At 43.7% G+C, this 17,640-nt stretch carries 13 protein-coding genes; 12 read left to right on the top strand and 1 reads right to left on the bottom strand.

Annotation, left to right across the window (positions count from 1 at the left end; translation table 11 throughout):
- Positions 1-21 precede the first annotated feature (21 nt).
- The 4 genes from nagA to CST_RS12850 all read left to right on the top strand — a co-directional run bounded on the left by nagA (position 22) and on the right by CST_RS12850 (position 4,191).
- Positions 22-1,200 (top strand): N-acetylglucosamine-6-phosphate deacetylase, encoded by a 1,179-nt coding sequence (nagA, locus tag CST_RS12870; RefSeq protein ID WP_015360364.1) that lies wholly within the window; start codon positions 22-24, stop codon positions 1,198-1,200.
- A gap of 243 nt (positions 1,201-1,443) precedes the next feature.
- Positions 1,444-2,343, top strand: a complete 900-nt coding sequence (locus CST_RS12860) for an efflux RND transporter periplasmic adaptor subunit (RefSeq protein WP_015360362.1) — start codon at positions 1,444-1,446, stop codon at positions 2,341-2,343.
- Positions 2,336-3,013 (top strand): ABC transporter ATP-binding protein, encoded by a 678-nt coding sequence (locus CST_RS12855; RefSeq protein WP_015360361.1) that lies wholly within the window; start codon positions 2,336-2,338, stop codon positions 3,011-3,013. The genes CST_RS12860 and CST_RS12855 overlap by 8 nt, the downstream gene beginning before the upstream one ends.
- Before the next feature lie 5 nt (positions 3,014-3,018).
- On the top strand, positions 3,019-4,191 hold the full coding sequence (locus tag CST_RS12850) for an ABC transporter permease (protein ID WP_015360360.1): 1,173 nt from the start codon (positions 3,019-3,021) through the stop codon (positions 4,189-4,191).
- On the opposite strand, the gene CST_RS12845 is transcribed toward CST_RS12850, so the two are convergent.
- Positions 4,192-4,467, bottom strand: coding sequence for a hypothetical protein (locus CST_RS12845; RefSeq protein WP_015360359.1), 276 nt, complete (start codon positions 4,465-4,467; stop codon positions 4,192-4,194).
- A gap of 199 nt (positions 4,468-4,666) precedes the next feature.
- Between CST_RS12845 and hflX the strand changes: the two genes are divergently transcribed.
- The 8 genes from hflX to CST_RS12805 all read left to right on the top strand — a co-directional run bounded on the left by hflX (position 4,667) and on the right by CST_RS12805 (position 17,403).
- The gene (gene hflX / locus CST_RS12840; RefSeq protein ID WP_015360358.1) at positions 4,667-6,460 is read left to right on the top strand and encodes a GTPase HflX; all 1,794 of its coding nucleotides are present in this window, start codon (positions 4,667-4,669) and stop codon (positions 6,458-6,460) included.
- Between the two features lie 107 nt (positions 6,461-6,567).
- Positions 6,568-7,176, top strand: a complete 609-nt coding sequence (locus CST_RS12835) for a DUF2179 domain-containing protein (protein WP_015360357.1) — start codon at positions 6,568-6,570, stop codon at positions 7,174-7,176.
- A 95-nt stretch (positions 7,177-7,271) separates the two neighbouring features.
- A complete protein-coding gene (locus CST_RS12830) occupies positions 7,272-9,530 on the top strand; it encodes a vitamin B12-dependent ribonucleotide reductase (RefSeq protein WP_015360356.1) in 2,259 nt (752 codons plus the stop codon).
- Positions 9,531-9,676: 146 nt separating this feature from the next.
- Positions 9,677-12,751, top strand: a complete 3,075-nt coding sequence (locus CST_RS12825) for an ABC transporter permease (protein WP_015360355.1) — start codon at positions 9,677-9,679, stop codon at positions 12,749-12,751.
- Positions 12,752-12,757: 6 nt separating this feature from the next.
- Positions 12,758-13,441, top strand: a complete 684-nt coding sequence (locus CST_RS12820) for an ABC transporter ATP-binding protein (protein ID WP_015360354.1) — start codon at positions 12,758-12,760, stop codon at positions 13,439-13,441.
- Between the two features lie 294 nt (positions 13,442-13,735).
- Positions 13,736-14,689: an ABC transporter permease gene (locus CST_RS12815; RefSeq protein ID WP_015360353.1), complete on the top strand. Its 954-nt coding sequence runs from the start codon at positions 13,736-13,738 to the stop codon at positions 14,687-14,689.
- A 16-nt stretch (positions 14,690-14,705) separates the two neighbouring features.
- On the top strand, positions 14,706-15,587 hold the full coding sequence (locus tag CST_RS12810) for a carbohydrate ABC transporter permease (protein WP_015360352.1): 882 nt from the start codon (positions 14,706-14,708) through the stop codon (positions 15,585-15,587).
- Between the two features lie 46 nt (positions 15,588-15,633).
- Positions 15,634-17,403, top strand: coding sequence for an extracellular solute-binding protein (locus CST_RS12805; protein WP_015360351.1), 1,770 nt, complete (start codon positions 15,634-15,636; stop codon positions 17,401-17,403).
- Positions 17,404-17,640 lie beyond the last annotated feature (237 nt).

Below are 17,640 nucleotides of genomic sequence, written 5' to 3'. Positions count from 1 at the left end.
TCGCAAAAGAAGGTGGAATGAATGAGAATACTTATAAAAAACGGGAGGGTTATATTTCCCGATCGCATTGAAGAGGGCGGACTGCTTTTGGAAAATGAAAGAATTAAGGAAATTTATACAGGGAATGTTCCTGACGTTACCGATGCTGTAACAATTGACGCGAAGGGAAACTACGTTTCACCCGGCTTTATCGACATACATACCCACGGTGCTGGCGGGGCAGATTTCATGGACGGTACACCCGAAGCTTTCATAACGGCATGTAAGACACATCTCGAACATGGCACAACTACTATTTTGCCGACGACGCTGTCATCAAAATTTGGGGAATTGTACCGAGCCGTGGACAGTTTCAGGGAAGCACGGAAAATTCTGAAAAATGCGCCATATATGCCCGGGCTTCATCTGGAAGGGCCCTATTTCAGCATGGAGCAGCGGGGGGCACAGGATCCGAGATTTATAAAGGATCCTGACGTTGAAGAGTACACCGCAATTGTGGAGTATGCAGACGGTGATATAAAGCGCTGGACTGTTGCTCCCGAGCTGAAAGGTGCTCTTGAAATGGGAGATTACCTTTATGAACATGGAATCCTGCCGAGCATCGGCCATAGCAATGCCGAATATGCTACCGTCAAGGAGGCGCTGGCTCATCACTATACCCATGTGACACATCTGTATTCGGGAATGTCTACGATAACGCGTCGCGGCGGATTTCGTTACCTTGGCGTGATTGAAAGCGCCTATGCGCTGGAAGAACTGACGGTGGAGGTTATTGCGGACGGCTGTCATATTCCTCCGGAATTGCTGCGTATGGTTTACAGGCTGAAGGGAGTTGACAAAACGTGTCTTGTAACCGATTCTTTGCGGTGCACCGGTCTGGACGTTAAGGAATCAATTACGGGAAGCCTTGAAAACGGCCAGAGGATTATTATAGAGGACGGAGTTGCAAAACTTCCGGATCGGACTGCCTTTGCGGGCAGCATAGCGACCGCCGATCGTTTGGTGAGAACTGCGTGGAAACTGGCGGGAATTCCGCTGGCGGACAGCATTCGCATGATGACACTTACACCTGCGCAGATACTTAACATTGATTGCGACAGAGGCAGCATTGAAAAGGGAAAGATCGCAGACATTGTTGTTTTCAATGACGACGTTGAAATTCAGTACGTCATTTGCAGCGGTAATATTGTTCGGGGTTGAAAAAAAGCGAATTTCAGACAGGCATCAGGTTTACATACGCCGGTGCCTGTTTTTTTGTTTGCCCTCATATTGTTCTTTGTAGACTTATAAAAAACAGGCCTCTTTTTCGGAAAAAGTTCCGCAGCCCTGACCCGGCGCTTTCTTTTTCAGCGTCGATCAGTGTTAAAAATGTTAATGTTTCTGCATATTAAAAACGGTACTTACGAACAATAATTAAGTGTATATTGCACGGAGGCCTGTGTCATGGGTGGAAACGGAAAGAAAAAGCGTAGAATCTGGATCATAATCGGAATTGTGGCGGTTCTGGCATCGGTGCTGATATCATATTTCGCATTTCGTCCTGCCGATTTTTCTTACGAAAAAGTAACGGCCAGCATAAATGATATCATAACCTATTATTCGTTTTCGGGGAATGTGGCGTCCAAAAACCGGCAGTCGGTTTACGCCGAGAAAATAATGCAAGTATCGGAGATTTATGTCGAAAAAGGCAGCGAGGTAAAAGCGGGGGATGTTTTGTTAAAATCGGTTCAGGGGGATGAAGTGAAAGCAAAAATTAACGGCGAAGTTGTGGCCCTTAATGTGGAAGAGAACAAACAGGTGGCACCGGGAACCTTGCTCGCGGAAATTGTGGATTATAACAGCCTTGAAGTGGTGTTTAAAGTTGATGAGTACGATGTGGGCGCGATAAACGCCGACAAAGAGGCTACGGTCTATATACATGCACTGAATAAGGAATTTAAAGGAAAAATACGTGAAATATCAAAGGAAGGACAGATAGCTAACGGTGTCACTTTTTATACAACGGCAATAGACATTGAGCAGGACGGAAGCATACGTACCGGAATGTCGGCGGAAGTACGGCTGGTAAGCGATAGGGCCGAAAAAGTGGTGACGCTTCCGATGCACGTAATTTATTTTGACGAACAGAACCGCCCTTATGTATTAAAAAAAGGCAGAGGCAACACCGTTATTAAGCAGGAAATCACAACGGGAATTAACGACGGAACATATGTGGAGATCAAAAGTGGCGTTTCTGAAGGCGAGGAAGTGTTGTATAAAAATGATTTAAAGCTGGAGACACTTCTGTTTCCTGAAGGAGGGAAAAATATAAGGCTATATCCCAAAGGAGACAATGATGAGTGAAATTGTTGTAATGAAGGATGTGTGTAAAAGCTATTATTCCGGCAATGAAGAGGTAAAGGTTCTTAAGAATATAAACCTTACCGTGAAAAAAGGCGAGTTTGTTTCGGTTCTTGGACCTTCGGGTTCGGGAAAAACAACCCTGATGAATATTATAGGATGCCTTGACGTGCCCACTTCGGGAAAGTATCTTCTCTGCGGGAAAGACGTTTCGGAAATGGATGAAACAGAACTTGCCGCGGTAAGAAACAGAGAGATAGGTTTTGTTTTTCAGAATTTCTTTCTCCTTCCGAGGCTGACCGCGATACAGAATGTTGAACTTCCGCTTGTTTATTCAAACATTCCTCAGAAAGAACGCAGAAGAAAAGCCGAGAAAATGCTTTACCGCGTGGGTTTGGGAGATAAAATGCACAATCTCCCCAATCAGCTTTCGGGCGGGCAGCAGCAGCGGGTGGCCATTGCAAGGGCTCTTGTAACAGAGCCTTCGATTATTCTTGCCGATGAGCCGACAGGGGCCCTGGATCAAAAAACAGGGGCGGGAATAATTGAGTATTTTGAGAGATTGAACGAAGAAGGAAAAACAATAATAATGATTACTCATGACATTAATGTCGCCGGACGTGCAAAAAGAACGATAAATATCCTTGACGGCGTACTTACGGATGGTGGATGAAAGCGATGATTTTTGAAAGCATCAGAATGTCGCTGATGAATATTGCGAAAAACAAGCTGAGGTCAATACTCACAATGCTCGGCATAATTATCGGAGTTGCCTCAATAATAGCCTTAATTACAATCGTTGAAGGGGCAACTAATAATATAAGCAGTGAAGTTATAAAGCTTGGCGGTAACAAAATACTGATTACTGTATTCGGGACTCCGTTAAAACAGGGGCTTACCGAAAAAGACGTTGAACATATAGCGTCCCTGGGGAACATAACCGGGGTTTCACCCACGGTGTCGGGCAAAACTTCTGTAATATACGGGAATAAAGTGCTGAAGGATATATCGGTGGAAGGGAAAAACGAAGTGTTTTTTAAAGCCGATCCGGAATTGTTAAGTTCAGGGAGGGCTATAAATATCCTCGATCTGGAAAGCAGAAATCAGGTGGCAGTTGTCGGCAGCAATATAGTCCGGGAATTGTTTTTCGGAATAAATCCGATAGGAGAAAAAATTATTATAAACGGAATGACCTATACCGTTATCGGTACGCTCAGAGAATCGGCCGGGTTCAGTCTGAGTTCAACCAATGATACCGTAATAATTCCTTACACCACGGCATTGCGGAGCATGGGAATAAAAAACATATCAACAATCGATGCCTATGTTGAGGACACCGATTTGGCCGATCGGACTCTCGTTGAAATAAAGGGAATCCTAAATCAGGCTTTTAACTATAATGAGGATGCATATAAAATCTATAATATGGGTGATATAATATCCTCGTTCAGGTCTATTATGTCAATGATGTCGATGCTTCTTGCCGGAATAGCGGCCATATCCCTTGTTGTCGGCGGGATTGGTATTATGAACATGATGCTTGTATCGGTAACCGAACGCACAACTGAAATAGGCCTGAGAAAAGCATTAGGAGCCACACCTTTTGCAATAAGGCTCCAATTCATGATTGAATCCATATTCCTTTCGTTGACGGGAGGTTTTATAGGCTTAATTGTCGGCGCACTGTTGTCATACCTGCTTGGAGAAATCATAGGTATCGGCATATCCATTTCGGCCTCGACCAATGCGCTGGCAATGAGTTTTTCGGCAACGGTCGGAATTATTTTCGGATACATGCCTGCGGTAAAGGCAAGCCGCTTAAACCCGATTGATGCATTGCGAAGCGTATAATCAGTTGCTTTCGGCTTTGATCAGAGGAGCGGGCGGATGAAGCAAAATTCCGCGATCAATGTCGGGGCCTTCCACAGCTATTTTGGGATCAATATCAGGCCCTTCAATTATCATTTTGGGATCGCACAGGTAACTGTTGCCGTCGTTTACGGCAGTCAGCATATCCTTTTTCTTCAAGGGGTTGTTGTAGGAATTTTCGAACTTTGCAAGTGTAGGACAGATTAGAAGCAGGCAAATAAACACAGAAATTCCGGTAACAAGCCTTAATTTGATCATCGTTACCACCTTTTAATATTATTACAAATTTTTTGACGTGTTTAAATAATGCTTTGTTCCGTGTCAAAAAATTTTATTAAACATATCCGGTACTTTTTAAATATACATTTTGCCGTTAAAATAGAGTATGAAAGAAAACGGGGAAAATTATAAAAAATTTTTTTACGCAAAAAACCATGTCTCGGGGTGGTAAATCAGAATGCAGGTAAACGGACAGACTGAAGGGCTGAAAAAAGGAATACTGGAGAGGCTTCAGAAAATTTATGACATGAAAATTCCGAAAGATCAGGTCCTGACCGAAGAGCTGACTTTAATCCTGGCGGAAATTTCCTCTGCGATAAACCGTGAAATCTCGGTTCTGATTGACAGAAAAGGAAATATACTGGACGTTCGGGTGGGGGACAGTAACTCCGCCGCCGTTTATCCCGCCAGTGTCAGAAGAAGTGAATCCAGCTTATCCGGTGTACGGTGTGTTCATACGCATCCCGGCGGGAGAAGCGCTTTGTCCGAGTTGGATATAAGTACTTTGAAACAGCTGCATCTGGATATGATGATTGCTTTGGGAGTTTCAGACCTGAAGCCTACCGATGTTTCCTGCGCAATACTTACCGACGGAATGCAGAATGTTGCGATTTATGGCCCGTTCGGACCATTCAGTAACAGGCTGAATGAAATAGCTGAATTTGTTTATAAAGCCGACAAGTCAGGAAAAGAGCCCGCTGTTGTTCAGGAAAAGCGAAAAGAACGGGCGCTTTTAATTGGAGTTGAAACTCCTGATACTCCTGTTATTATGGGTGTGAGCGAAGCCAGCATTTCCATGAAGGAGCTGGTGGAACTGGCAAAAACGGCAGGGGCAGAGGTTGTGGATACCATTTTGCAGAAAAGGCCTTCGAGGGATCCGGCATATCTCATCGGCAAGGGGAAGCTTGCGGAAATAGGCAGAATAGTTCAGGAAAAAGAAATTGCTCTTGTCATTTTTGACGAGGAGTTATCGGGAACGCAGCTGAGAAATATTGAAAACTTTACAAACACGAAGGTGGTGGACAGAACCGGGCTTATTCTTGACATTTTCGGGCAGCGGGCAAAATCCCGGGAGGGCCAGGTTCAGGTTGAGCTTGCTCAACTGAATTACCTTCTGCCGAGGCTGCAGGGGCGGGGAATCACTCTTTCGAGGCTTGGCGGAGGTATCGGAACAAGAGGGCCGGGTGAAACAAAACTGGAAACAGACAGACGTCATATAAGGCGGCGTATTGATTATCTTAAGAAAGAGCTTGAAAGGATACGGAATCAAAGGCAGACATCCAGACGGGAAAGGGAAAGGAACAAAATTCCCGTGGTTGCGCTTGTTGGATATACAAACGCCGGAAAATCCACGCTGCTTAACACTTTGTGTGATGCTGACGTTTTTGCGGAGGATAAACTGTTTGCAACCCTTGATACTACCACGCGGAAGCTTAAACTGGAGGAAGGCATGACCGTTCTGCTGTCCGACACCGTAGGGTTCATACGAAAGCTTCCCCATCATCTCGTTGAAGCTTTTAAATCCACTCTTGAGGAGGCTGTGCTTGCCGATCTTCTGTTAATAGTCGTGGATGCATCCGATCCGTTTGCACAGGACCATGTCCGTGTGGTTAATGAAATATTGTCCGATTTGGGGGCGTCAAGCAAGCCATCCGTTCTGGTGTGGAATAAATGGGATCTGGTGGATAAGGACTTTCATACGCCCTTTTTCAGGGAAAAGCCGGTGGAAGTACATGTGTCGGCAATTACCGGCCTTGGTCTTGATGAGCTGAAAAAAGCCATAAAAAACTGTTTAAAGCCTGAAACCGAAAGGGTAACACTGCATATTCCCTTCAGCGAGGGATGGGTATTGCCGTTTCTGTATGAAAACGGCATGGTAAGTTCGGTGGATTACAAGGATAACGTTACGATTGTAGAGGCCGAAATTGACAAAAAATATATAAGCCGTATAAATTCCTTTATAATAAATTAATTCAGGGCAAGCGGCTTTTTGGCAGGACAAAACGCCATGGCTAAAATAGACTTTTTATGGTAAAATTAAATAACAGGTGACAAAAATATTTATTTCAGGAGGAAATTGTGCAGGAATTCTTATCAGGCGATTTTTTCAAATGGGTTGTTTTTCCGGTTCTGATTATCCTTGCCCGAATGGTTGATGTGACGCTGGGGACATTGCGTATCATATTTGTTTCCAGGGGAAACAGGGTTATAGCGCCCATTCTCGGCTTTTTCGAAGTGCTTGTTTGGGTGATTGCAATTAGCCAAATCATGCAGAACCTGGACAATCCGATTAATTACGTTGCATATGCCTTGGGTTTTGCAATAGGCAATTACCTCGGTATAAAAGCCGAGGATAAACTGGCCATAGGACACCTGGTTATTCGGCTTTTTATCACCGAAGGCGCGGACGGAATAATGAGAAAAATAATAGATGCGGGATTTGGAGTAACGTCCATTAAAGGTATGGGAGCGACAAACGAGGTTACCATTCTTTTTTCGGTAATAAAAAGAAAGGATTTGGACACCTTCCTTTCAATAATAAATGAAAGCGACAAAAAAATTTTTTATTCGGTTGAAACGGCCAGAGAGGCGCATTTGGGTATTTACCCCCAGACCAGCGCAGGTATCGGCGATCAGAACGGATATTTTATCCGTAAAATAACGGGCGGTTTTAATAAAAGGAAATGACCCCCTTTACAAAAGACAAATTTACCTATTATAATATTATACAACATATAGACAAGTCTCCACAAGTGAAATACTATATGTTGGGGGTAAATGCTATGAATTTAACTGAAAATGCGATAAAGGTTCTTGAAAAAAGATACCTGGCCAAGGATGAAAACGGTAACCTGACTGAAACGCCCGAAATGATGTTCAGGCGGGTTGCAAAAACCGTAGCTTCGGCCGATAAGGATTATGTTGACGAAAAAGAGCTTGCTGAGATTGAGGAAAGATTTTATAATCTGATGACAAGTCTTTACTTTCTCCCCAATTCCCCAACTCTTATGAATGCGGGAAGGCCTTTGGGGCAACTCAGCGCCTGTTTTGTTTTGCCTATTGAAGACAGTATGGAAGGAATTTTCGACAGTGTTAAGAATGCGGCGCTTATACATAAAAGCGGTGGAGGAACGGGTTTCAGTTTTTCAAGGCTGCGCCCCAAGGGATCGTCTGTTAAATCCACCGGCGGTGTTGCCAGCGGCCCGGTAAGTTTCATGAAGGTTTTTAACGCCGCAACCGAGGCGGTTAAGCAGGGTGGTACGCGCAGGGGTGCCAATATGGGGATTTTGCGTGTGGATCACCCCGATATTCTTGAGTTCATTACCTGTAAACAGAACAATGAGGATATTACCAATTTCAATATAAGTGTCGGTATAACCGAAGAATTTATGAAAGCCGTTGAAGAAGGCAGAGAATATGATTTGATAGATCCGAGAACGCGGAAAAAGGCGGGTTCGCTGAATGCCCGGGAAGTTTTTGATTTAATGGTGGAAATGGCGTGGAAAAACGGAGAGCCGGGTATAATTTTCCTCGACAGGTTAAACCGTGACAATGTAACTCCCGAGCTCGGCGAAATAGAGAGCACCAACCCCTGCGGTGAGCAGCCGCTGCTTCCATATGAAGCATGTAATCTCGGCTCGATTAACCTGAGTTTAATGCTTAAGGAAACCGACAAGGGGCCGGAAGTTGATTTTGACAAGCTCAGGGAAGTGGTTCATGAGGCCGTTCATTTTCTTGACAATGTTATTGACGTAAACAAGTATCCGCTGCCCGAAATAGACAAAATGACCCGCGGAACCAGAAAAATCGGACTGGGCGTCATGGGCTGGGCTGATATGCTGTTAAAGCTCGGTATCCCGTACGATTCGGAAGAGGCGGCTGAACTGGCTGAGAAGGTTATGAGTTTTATTCGTGACGAAGCCCGCAAGAAATCTATGGAGCTGGCCGAGATAAAGGGCGTGTTCCCGTACTTTGACAAGAGCATTTATAAAGACAAAAATATTAGAATGCGAAACGCTACAACCACAACAATAGCCCCGACGGGTACACTGAGCATTATTGCAGGTGTTTCAAGCGGAATAGAACCTCTTTTTGCCATCTCTTTCATTAAAAAAGTCATGGATAACGTGGAGCTTGTCGAAACCAATCCTATTTTCAAGGAAGTGGCCAAGAAAAGAGGGTTTTATTCCGACGAACTGATGAAAAAGATAGCGCAAAATAAAGGCAGCCTGCATGATATTGAAGAGATGCCCGAAGATATTCGCAGAGTTTTTGTTACCGCCCACGACATTTCGCCTGAGTGGCACGTCAGGATGCAGGCGGCATTTCAGAAATTTACCGACAATGCAGTTTCAAAGACGGTTAATTTACGCCATGACGCAACCCAGGAAGATGTAAGAAAGGTATTTCTGTACGCTTATAAGCTGGGCTGCAAGGGTGTAACGATTTACCGCGACGGAAGCAGGGAGTCCCAGGTTATAAACTTTGGCAAGGAAAAGAGCAAGGCTGAAAAGCAAGCCGATACCACAGCCAAAACAAAAATAATTCCAAGGCCCCGTCCCGACATTACGCTTGGGTTTACCGAAAAAGTGAAAACAGGCTGCGGAAATCTGTATATTACGGTTAATTATGACGACGAGGGAATATGTGAAGTGTTTACTAACACAGGACGGGCGGGAGGATGTCCGTCTCAGTCCGAGGCAACCGCGCGCCTGGTTTCAATTGCGCTGCGTTCAGGCATAGATGCTGAATCGATAGTGGAGCAGTTAAAGGGAATTCGTTGCCCTTCAACCATTCGCCAGCGCGATGTGAAAGTGCTGTCGTGCCCCGACGCGATAGGGCGGTTAATTGAAAAAGTAATGAATCATCAGAACGGGAACGGTAAGGCTCATGTACTGTCCGACTCTTTCAAGTACCCCGCTGAGGTGGCGGAAAAAATACCACGGCCGGGGGGGCACGTGTGCCCTGAATGCGGACAACCGATGGAACATGAAAGCGGATGCGTAATGTGCCGCAGCTGTGGCTATTCAAAATGCGGTTAGAAAAGATGGGACAATAATGGAGGAATAGACGGGAAACCGTCTATTCCTTTTATTTTTTATTTCCTGTTTTTATTGATTCTGTATTGCTAATTTTAACATTTATGATATCATGGTTAATAAACTGAAATGAAATTTGGGTGACATCAATGATATTCCGTAACAGTATGCTCAGTATTTTGCGCACGAAAGGCAAGACGGCTCTGTTTCTGCTGCTTATTTTCGCACTTACGTTGTCATTGTGCCTTGGAATCAGCCTCTGGGTTTCAATAGAAGGCTTTTTGGAAAACCTCGATAATCATTATATGACTATTGGACTTATAGAGTACGTAGGGCCCGATTATCCCAATGATACCGTTTATGATCTTTCCATGACGGATGCGTTAAAGAATTTTGATTTTTCATTGATTACCGGTTTTGACGATACAATTCTCTGGGACGGTTCCTCCCGCGCAATAGGATATATCGACGGTTTTTACCGCACCGATTCACACATACCCAACAACGGAGCATCCATTCTTGTTGTGGGCAGTACGATACCTTCAGGTGACGGCTTTTATAATGCGATAGTGTACGATGTTATTTATTCAAATCTGGCCCGAAAAAATACCAAAATAATCATTAACGCCGGCGATATTGAACTTCAGTACGGGCGTTACTATCTTGTTTACGGTAATGTATACCGGGCCCTGTCCAGCTATTTGTATTTCAGTTTTGATGAATATTCAAACCTCATGGCGAAGGAAAAGGGTATTGAGGTGCCTTATATACTGGATATTACCACAGATGCCAAAACGGGACCACGGTATAGGGTACCCGACGACAGCGTATTATATAAGGTCGCCGATACTTGGAAAGTTATAAACAACAGCGTGATTGTCTGCGCAACCGATAATTTGATGTCATTATTCCCGTTCCACCAGCAGGAGCTGTATATTCGTGAAGGACGGGAATTTACCGATGAGGAATACAAAAACGGAAGCAGAGTTTGTATCATAAGTGAAACGGCGGCGAAACGCATAGGCGTCGGGGTGGGGGATAAAATAAACCTCTCAATAGCCGTTTCTGATTATCCCGGTATTGAAAACAGTTTCTGGACCGAGAACGGTTTTCAGTACTCCGGTGAATTTACTGTGGTGGGAATAACCAATAACACTCAGGATAAAGACTTTTACGTATTTGTGCCGAAATCCTCCGGTATCCCGGTATCCCGGTATTACATCGGTTATGCGGTGGGACAGGCCGTTATTAAAAACCAAAGTGCGGCGGAATTTTACGAGTATCTGGAGCCATATATGACCGGAAAGCTGAACCTTACGATATATGATCAGGGCTATTCCGCCGTGGCCGAACCATTTGGAATAATTTTAAGGATAATAAAGATTGTAACGGTGGTTTGCGCGGTAATGGAAATTGCAATGCTTGCGCTTTTCGGTTTTCTGTTTGTATACCGGCAGCGGGAAACCTCAGAGATTATGCTGCTTCTTGGTACGGGCAAAAAACGGGTGTGTGCATATTTTCTATACAGCTCAGGGCTAATCTCCCTTATTGCAACGTTGGCTGGTGCAGTTACCGGATATTACCTGCATGAACGGGTGATAAGGTTTATAACCGGTATCGCCGGGGGTTATACTACAGTCGACAGGCGGTTCAGTGACGGGAATTTGTCGGTTGTAAAATCCCTGAATTTTGATCTTGAAATGGATCCATGGTTGTTTGTTGTCGCAGGTTTTGTAATTTTTGTCCTTGCGATGTTATTCTGCCTCGCTTTTACGATATTGACCTTCCGCAATAAACCCGGGCAAAGAAAAATGTCAGGGCCGAAAAGGGCAGGCAAAACATCACGGCTTCGCGGAGGAAGTATTAAATATGCCATGCTGTCAATTCTGAGGGGCGGCGCGCGAAGCGCTATTGTGCCTGTTGTCGCAGCTGTTGTTGTATTTTTCTTCGGACAGACGGCAAATACATCGAACAGTTATCATAAACAGCTTTCAGAAATATATAAAAACACAACCATAACCGGATACTTTACGGACATTAACGGAAAACAGGTGGGAAATCTTCAGGTTGAGGCTGCCAATATAAACAGCCTTTATCATTCCGGATACATCACCGATTTGTCCGTTTCATGGGACATGAAGTATTACTATCTTGGAATCAGCAGGTTTGCAGACGGAACTGAACGGGAAATTGAGCCTCTGTATGTACCGCAGGGCTTTGCGGCTGAAACCATAAGAAATCATATGCAGCGAGGTCCTTCCATTGTAGGTACAAATGATATAAGAACCGTTCCTGAATTTTTCTATTCCGATAACATTATAATGGAGTTTATTGACGGCTTTGACGAATCTTTTCTTGCAAAACCGACGGGAGATATGCCCGATAATGAGGTCTGCTGCATGATACCGACTTCCCTTATGAAAGAGAAGGGTATAAATCTGGGTGATACAATTCGTGTTGCGACAGATGAGACAGTTTACAGTGAAAAATATGGCGCTGAAATATTCTATGAAATAGATCTTAAAGTTGTGGGATGTTTTGAAAAACAAGGAAGCGAAGATCTGATATATGTGCCGCTCTCGATGGTATTTGATACCGAACGTATTTGGGGGAAAAGGGATATGTTAACGGGGGCGCCGGAAGAAACTTTTGATACCGGTTACACCGCAGGTCCGGAACAAAACGGGTATCTGTCCCGTTTTACATTCAAAAGTGCGGTTTTTAAACTCGCTGATACCGGTAAGCTTTCCGAATTCAAGGATTACCTTGAAAAGGCGGGATATTCGCAGGTGAATAAAATAGGTAATATCCGTGAGTTCGTAGTGCTTCGGGATCAGAAGTTTAATAACGTAGTCAATAATATAAACCAGCAAATCCGGTATTTAAACGTATTATATCCGTGCCTGTATGTGCTGGTGGGAATAATCGCCGTCATTATTTCATATCTGATGACCGCAAGCAGAAGAATGGAGTTTGCGATAATGAGGGGCCTGGGTACCACGAAGAGGCAGACTTTTTTCAGTTTCTTTGCCGAACAGGTTATCCTTTCCGCGGCGGGCTGCGTTCTTGGGCTTATCGTGTGGAGACTGCTGGCGGGAACCGTGATTCCGATGCACCGGGTACTGATAACCGGGTTTCTGGTTTGTTACTTTACAGGCTCTGCCGTGTCGGTCTCAATAATGAACGGCAGGGCAGTATCTGAAATACTAAGTGATAGGGACTGATTGGACATGCGTATTCTGGAATTGAAAAACGTTTATTACGCTTACGGTAATAAAAATCAGAAGGTTGAGGTGCTTAAAAACGTAAGCTGCAGTTTTGAGACAGGTAAAATATATGCAATTGTAGGCAAGTCGGGCAGCGGAAAAAGTACCATGCTGTCTCTTATGGCAGGATTGGATCTGCCTACTTCCGGACAGGTTTTATTTGAAGGAGTTCCTACTTCACAAATGGATCTGGACAGGTACAGAAGGGAATGCGTAGCCGTTATATATCAGAATTTCAGGCTGTTTCCGCTGCTTACCGTTTCAGAAAACATTACATATCCGATGGAGTTGCGGGGATTTAAGGGAGAACCCGCCAGGGCAAAGGCAAGGGAACTGGTTCGTAAGGTTGCTCTTCCCGAAACCGTTCTCGATCGTTTCCCCGGCATGCTTTCAGGTGGTGAACAGCAGCGTGTGGCGATTGCCAGGGCGCTTTCCATTGATACTAAGTTAATTCTTGCAGATGAGCCCACAGGAAATCTGGATGAAGAAAACAGCAGAAATATTATCGATATACTTATTAATCTTGCAAGGAATGAGAATTACTGTGTTATCATGGTTACCCACGATCTGAGCATTATTCCGAGGATGGACGTGGTGTACCGGTTAAGCGGCGGCCGGCTGCAACTGGTGCAGGATTTTGCAGACTGAAGCATTAAGTTTGAAGAGATATTTTCTTTATGTTTGTTTTAAACATTTTGATAAGTTAATGATTTTGTAAAATAATTAAAAGTTATATTGACATAATACTTAAAATATGGTTATATATAATCAGAAATAATTTTTAAATATTTTTTGTTTAGGTAATAATAGACAAAATTATTTACTTAGAAAATAATACAACGAATTAATTAAGAAATTTTTTTACCGTGTCATGTTCAAAATTAACATTTCATATCTTTTTATTAAAACAACATTATTATTTATTGGAAAGTGATGACTGATATGATTAAACAAAAGCGGTTCAGAACAGGGCCTGAAACGGGAACTACATGGAAAAGGGCGCTGAAGCGCGACTGGGAGCTTTATTTGATGCTGAGCATTCCGCTGTTTCTGACAATTTTGTTCAAGTACGGCGCTTATCCCGGTCTGAGAATTGCGTTCATGAACTATTTGCCCGCCAAAGGCTTTGAAGGAAGCGAATGGGTCGGATTTGAAACATTCAGAAAAGTGTTCAGGGACAGAGATTTCCTTCTGGCGCTACGGAATTCCCTTATATTTAATTTCGCAGAGGTAATTATAAGTTTCCCGATGCCAATTATTCTCGCATTGATTCTTAATGAACTTAAATATCCGCGTTTCAAAAAAGTATCACAGACAATTCTGTATCTGCCGCATTTTCTGTCGTGGGCGATTATAGGAAGTCTTACATATACCCTCTTCAGAACCGAAACAGGTCTGGTTAACAATATTCTCCTCAGTGCAGGTTTGATTTCAAAACGCATCCCGTTTTTAACCGAAAACCTTAACTGGTCCATTACTTACCTTCTGGTCGGAGTATGGGCCGGAATGGGCTGGGGATCAATTATATATCTGGCCGCAATTTCAAGTATAAACGAAGAACTGTATGAAGCCGCAATGATTGACGGAGCGGGAAGGTGGAAAAGAATGTGGTATATTACTCTTCCGGGCATAAAACCCACGGTTATAACGCTGCTCATTATGACGCTGGGGCGGCTGATGGGAAGCAGTTATGAGCGTTTAAGCGCGATGGGGAACGTAAATGTTAAGGCCGTTTCATATCAGTTGGCCATATACATATATGAAAAGGGGCTGGCAAGCGGCACGGGATTTTCAAAGGCCGCTGCGGTTGGGCTTTTCCAGTCATTTGTCGGGCTGCTTCTGGTACTGGCATCCGACAGATTTGCAAAAGCCCTTGGTGAGGACGGACTGCTGTAAAAAGGTAGGGTAGGATATGCACAGAAGTAAACTTAATAAATTTACAGTCGCTGACTTTATAATGATTGTAATAATTGTGCTGCTGTGTTTAACATGTGTGCTGCCGTTTGTGCATCTGCTGTCGAAATCCATAAGCGATAATGCCTATGTACTGGCAAAGAAGGTATATTTCCTTCCCAAAGGCATAAACTTTGAAGCGTATATCGCAATTTTCAGGGACGGCCAGTTAACGCACTCAATGCTGTATTCTGCAATGGTTACCGTAATTTTCACGGTCCTGGGACTTATTACAACCGTAATGGCGGCATGGCCGCTGTCGAGAAGGCGGTTAAAGGGACGGGTATTTTTCACTTTTGTGATAATGTTCACTATGTATTTCGGTGCAGGCCTTATTCCCACTTACCTGTTATACAGCAAACTGGGGCTGCTTAACACGATGTGGGTTCTGATTTTGCCGCTTATATTCGCTCCGTATAACTTTCTGATTATGAAGACCTATTTCCAGAGCAATATTCCCGACAGCCTGGAAGAATCCGCATATCTGGACGGCGCGTCCAATACGCAGATTTTGATTAAAATAATTCTTCCGATTTCAAAACCAATTCTGGCGACTATTGCACTGTTTCTTGCCGTTGGCCGGTGGAACGCTTATGAGGACAGCAAATTCTTTATTACGAAAAAGTCCCTGCATATGATTCAGTATTTGCTAAGCATGATGGTACTTACCGCATCTGAAAGCGAGAAAATAAGCATTTCCGAGGCATCGCTTGTGACAACCACGCCTGAAGTCATTCAGGCGGCCGCGGTTATGTTTGTTTCAATACCCATTCTCTGTATTTATCCATTTGTTCAGAAATATTTTGTAAAGGGCATAATGATAGGTGCCATTAAAGGTTAGGTTACGGAACAAAAACCTCTTAAATGCAGGGGGTTTGAATTTTAAGATGGAAATTAAAAAGGAAAGGGTGAATTGCATGAGGGCTAAGTGGCTGAGAATTTTTTCACTTGCGCTGACAGTGATTTTGATTGTTGGCACTTTAGCCGCCTGCGGTACAAAACAGAAAGATACCGGTACCACTACGCAGAATACCGGTACAACCGAAAACAGTGGCAAACAACAGGGAGGAGAAACAACAACCGAAACCAAAGCCGGAATGGAAGGCTGGAAACCCTTTGAAAAGAATGTCACCATTAAAATTCCTGTTTACGACAGAGGAGTGGAAGGACTGCCTCCGGTGGATAACAACTACTGGACAAAATGGATTCAGCAGAATTTTGGCGACAAATACAATATCACCGTAACCTTTGAACCCATTCCGAGAAACGACGTTATGACAAAATATGCACTGCTGATTGCAGCAAAGGAAACGCCGACCATCCTGATGGAATACGACTATCCGAAGGTGTCCCAGTGGGCTTCGGAGGGTGCAATGAGGGAGATTAGTCTTGATGAGTTCGCAAAAGTTGCGCCTACATACTATCAGGCCATGGTGGACAATGATCTGCTGCAGTATACAAGCATAGGCGGAAAAACTTATTTTGTATGTGCAGTAAGACCATACGCCGCTACAGAGTATAAATGGGTAAACTTCTACAGAATGGACTGGTTGAGGAAAGTGGGATATGATCATGTTCCGACCAACATAGAGGAAGAAATAGATGCACTGACAAAAATTAAGGAAGCAGGGCTCACCGATATTGAACCGATGAGCCTGAAACTACCGACGGCAAACTATCAGGCAAACCTTTTCCGTGAGTTTCCGCTGGATGAAAAAGAATGGGCCATGCATGCCGGCATAGACGTGGCCGCATTACCGTGGGAACCTGTAAAGAAGGCTATTAAAAAGGATAACCTGTACTGGCACCTGGGGCTGGTTACAAAGGAATTTGAATTGAACGACGATGCTACCGAAAGGGCTAACTTCATAGCAGGTAAACTGTATTCATACGGCGGATATATGGCATCCTATGTAGACTGGCTGGATGCTTTCTATAAGAACAATCCTGACGCGGAACTGGCGATTGGTACCGTTCTGTACGATGATAAGGGCAATATTACGTTTGATATTACCGACGGAATTCCTTCCGAACGTTCCAACACACCCTTTGGTATGGTTATAGGTTTCTCGTCCATTGCTTCGGATGATCAGTTAAAAGCAGCGTGGATGTATCTTGAATGGATGAAACAGGACGATGTATTGCATACAATGCAATATGGTATTGAAGGTATCCATTACACCGAATATGATGAATACGGCTACCCCGTTCTTAAGGATATGACCGGAATGGAGGAAAGACTGGGATATAACGACAATAAGGATTACTGGTGTGTGGTTGTAGAGTCCAAAGAAAGAGATACCATCGAAGATTCGATAGCTGCGATTGCCCCGAAGAATCTGCCGCAGGATTTCACACAGGATATGATTGACATGTATTACGTAAAGGCGGAAAAATATGAGCGCGGCTGGATTTATCCCGATCCTATATTCACTGTGACAATTGAGTCGATGAATGAATACCGTGCTTCATTGCTGAGCCTGTTCCAGGAATTCTATACAAAGCTTGTAAAATGCGATCCTGATGAATTTGATGCGCTGTACGAAGAACTGAGCAAGCAATACCTTGAAGCAGGTTATCAGGAAATCATGGACGAAAAGCTGGCGGCCTATGAAGCCGGAAACAGCACAAGGCTGCCTGAAAAATCCAGGAAGTGACGGGACAGAATTGAATGCATTGTTACCGCATGGGGGTTTTACAATCTCCCATGCGGTTTTTTTATCCGTGGTTTTTATCAAAAACGGTCGGCATGGCAGGGTTTAAATTTAATACAATTATTGCCTTTTCCGAGTAAATGTCAAAATATACAAACATTAAAAGAAAATATTGACAAATATAGTGCATATTTGTATAATACTATCAAAGAAATATTTTCCAAAATATATATAAATTTA

It is taken from the genome of Thermoclostridium stercorarium subsp. stercorarium DSM 8532, from assembly GCF_000331995.1.
Taxonomy (GTDB): Bacteria; Bacillota; Clostridia; order DSM-8532; family DSM-8532; genus Thermoclostridium; species Thermoclostridium stercorarium.
This window is presented reverse-complemented; position numbering and strand designations above follow the sequence as displayed.

Bases quoted from the DNA above. Each gene is read 5' to 3' on its own strand.
- nagA (WP_015360364.1), top strand. From the start codon at position 22: ATGAGAATACTTATAAAAAACGGGAGGGTTATATTTCCCGATCGCATT.
- CST_RS12860 (WP_015360362.1), top strand. From the start codon at position 1,444: ATGGGTGGAAACGGAAAGAAAAAGCGTAGAATCTGGATCATAATCGGA.
- CST_RS12855 (WP_015360361.1), top strand. From the start codon at position 2,336: ATGAGTGAAATTGTTGTAATGAAGGATGTGTGTAAAAGCTATTATTCC.
- CST_RS12850 (WP_015360360.1), top strand. From the start codon at position 3,019: ATGATTTTTGAAAGCATCAGAATGTCGCTGATGAATATTGCGAAAAAC.
- CST_RS12845 (WP_015360359.1), bottom strand. From the start codon at position 4,467: ATGATCAAATTAAGGCTTGTTACCGGAATTTCTGTGTTTATTTGCCTG.
- hflX (WP_015360358.1), top strand. From the start codon at position 4,667: ATGCAGGTAAACGGACAGACTGAAGGGCTGAAAAAAGGAATACTGGAG.
- CST_RS12830 (WP_015360356.1), top strand. From the start codon at position 7,272: ATGAATTTAACTGAAAATGCGATAAAGGTTCTTGAAAAAAGATACCTG.
- CST_RS12825 (WP_015360355.1), top strand. From the start codon at position 9,677: ATGATATTCCGTAACAGTATGCTCAGTATTTTGCGCACGAAAGGCAAG.
- CST_RS12820 (WP_015360354.1), top strand. From the start codon at position 12,758: ATGCGTATTCTGGAATTGAAAAACGTTTATTACGCTTACGGTAATAAA.
- CST_RS12815 (WP_015360353.1), top strand. From the start codon at position 13,736: ATGATTAAACAAAAGCGGTTCAGAACAGGGCCTGAAACGGGAACTACA.
- CST_RS12810 (WP_015360352.1), top strand. From the start codon at position 14,706: ATGCACAGAAGTAAACTTAATAAATTTACAGTCGCTGACTTTATAATG.
- CST_RS12805 (WP_015360351.1), top strand. From the start codon at position 15,634: ATGGAAATTAAAAAGGAAAGGGTGAATTGCATGAGGGCTAAGTGGCTG.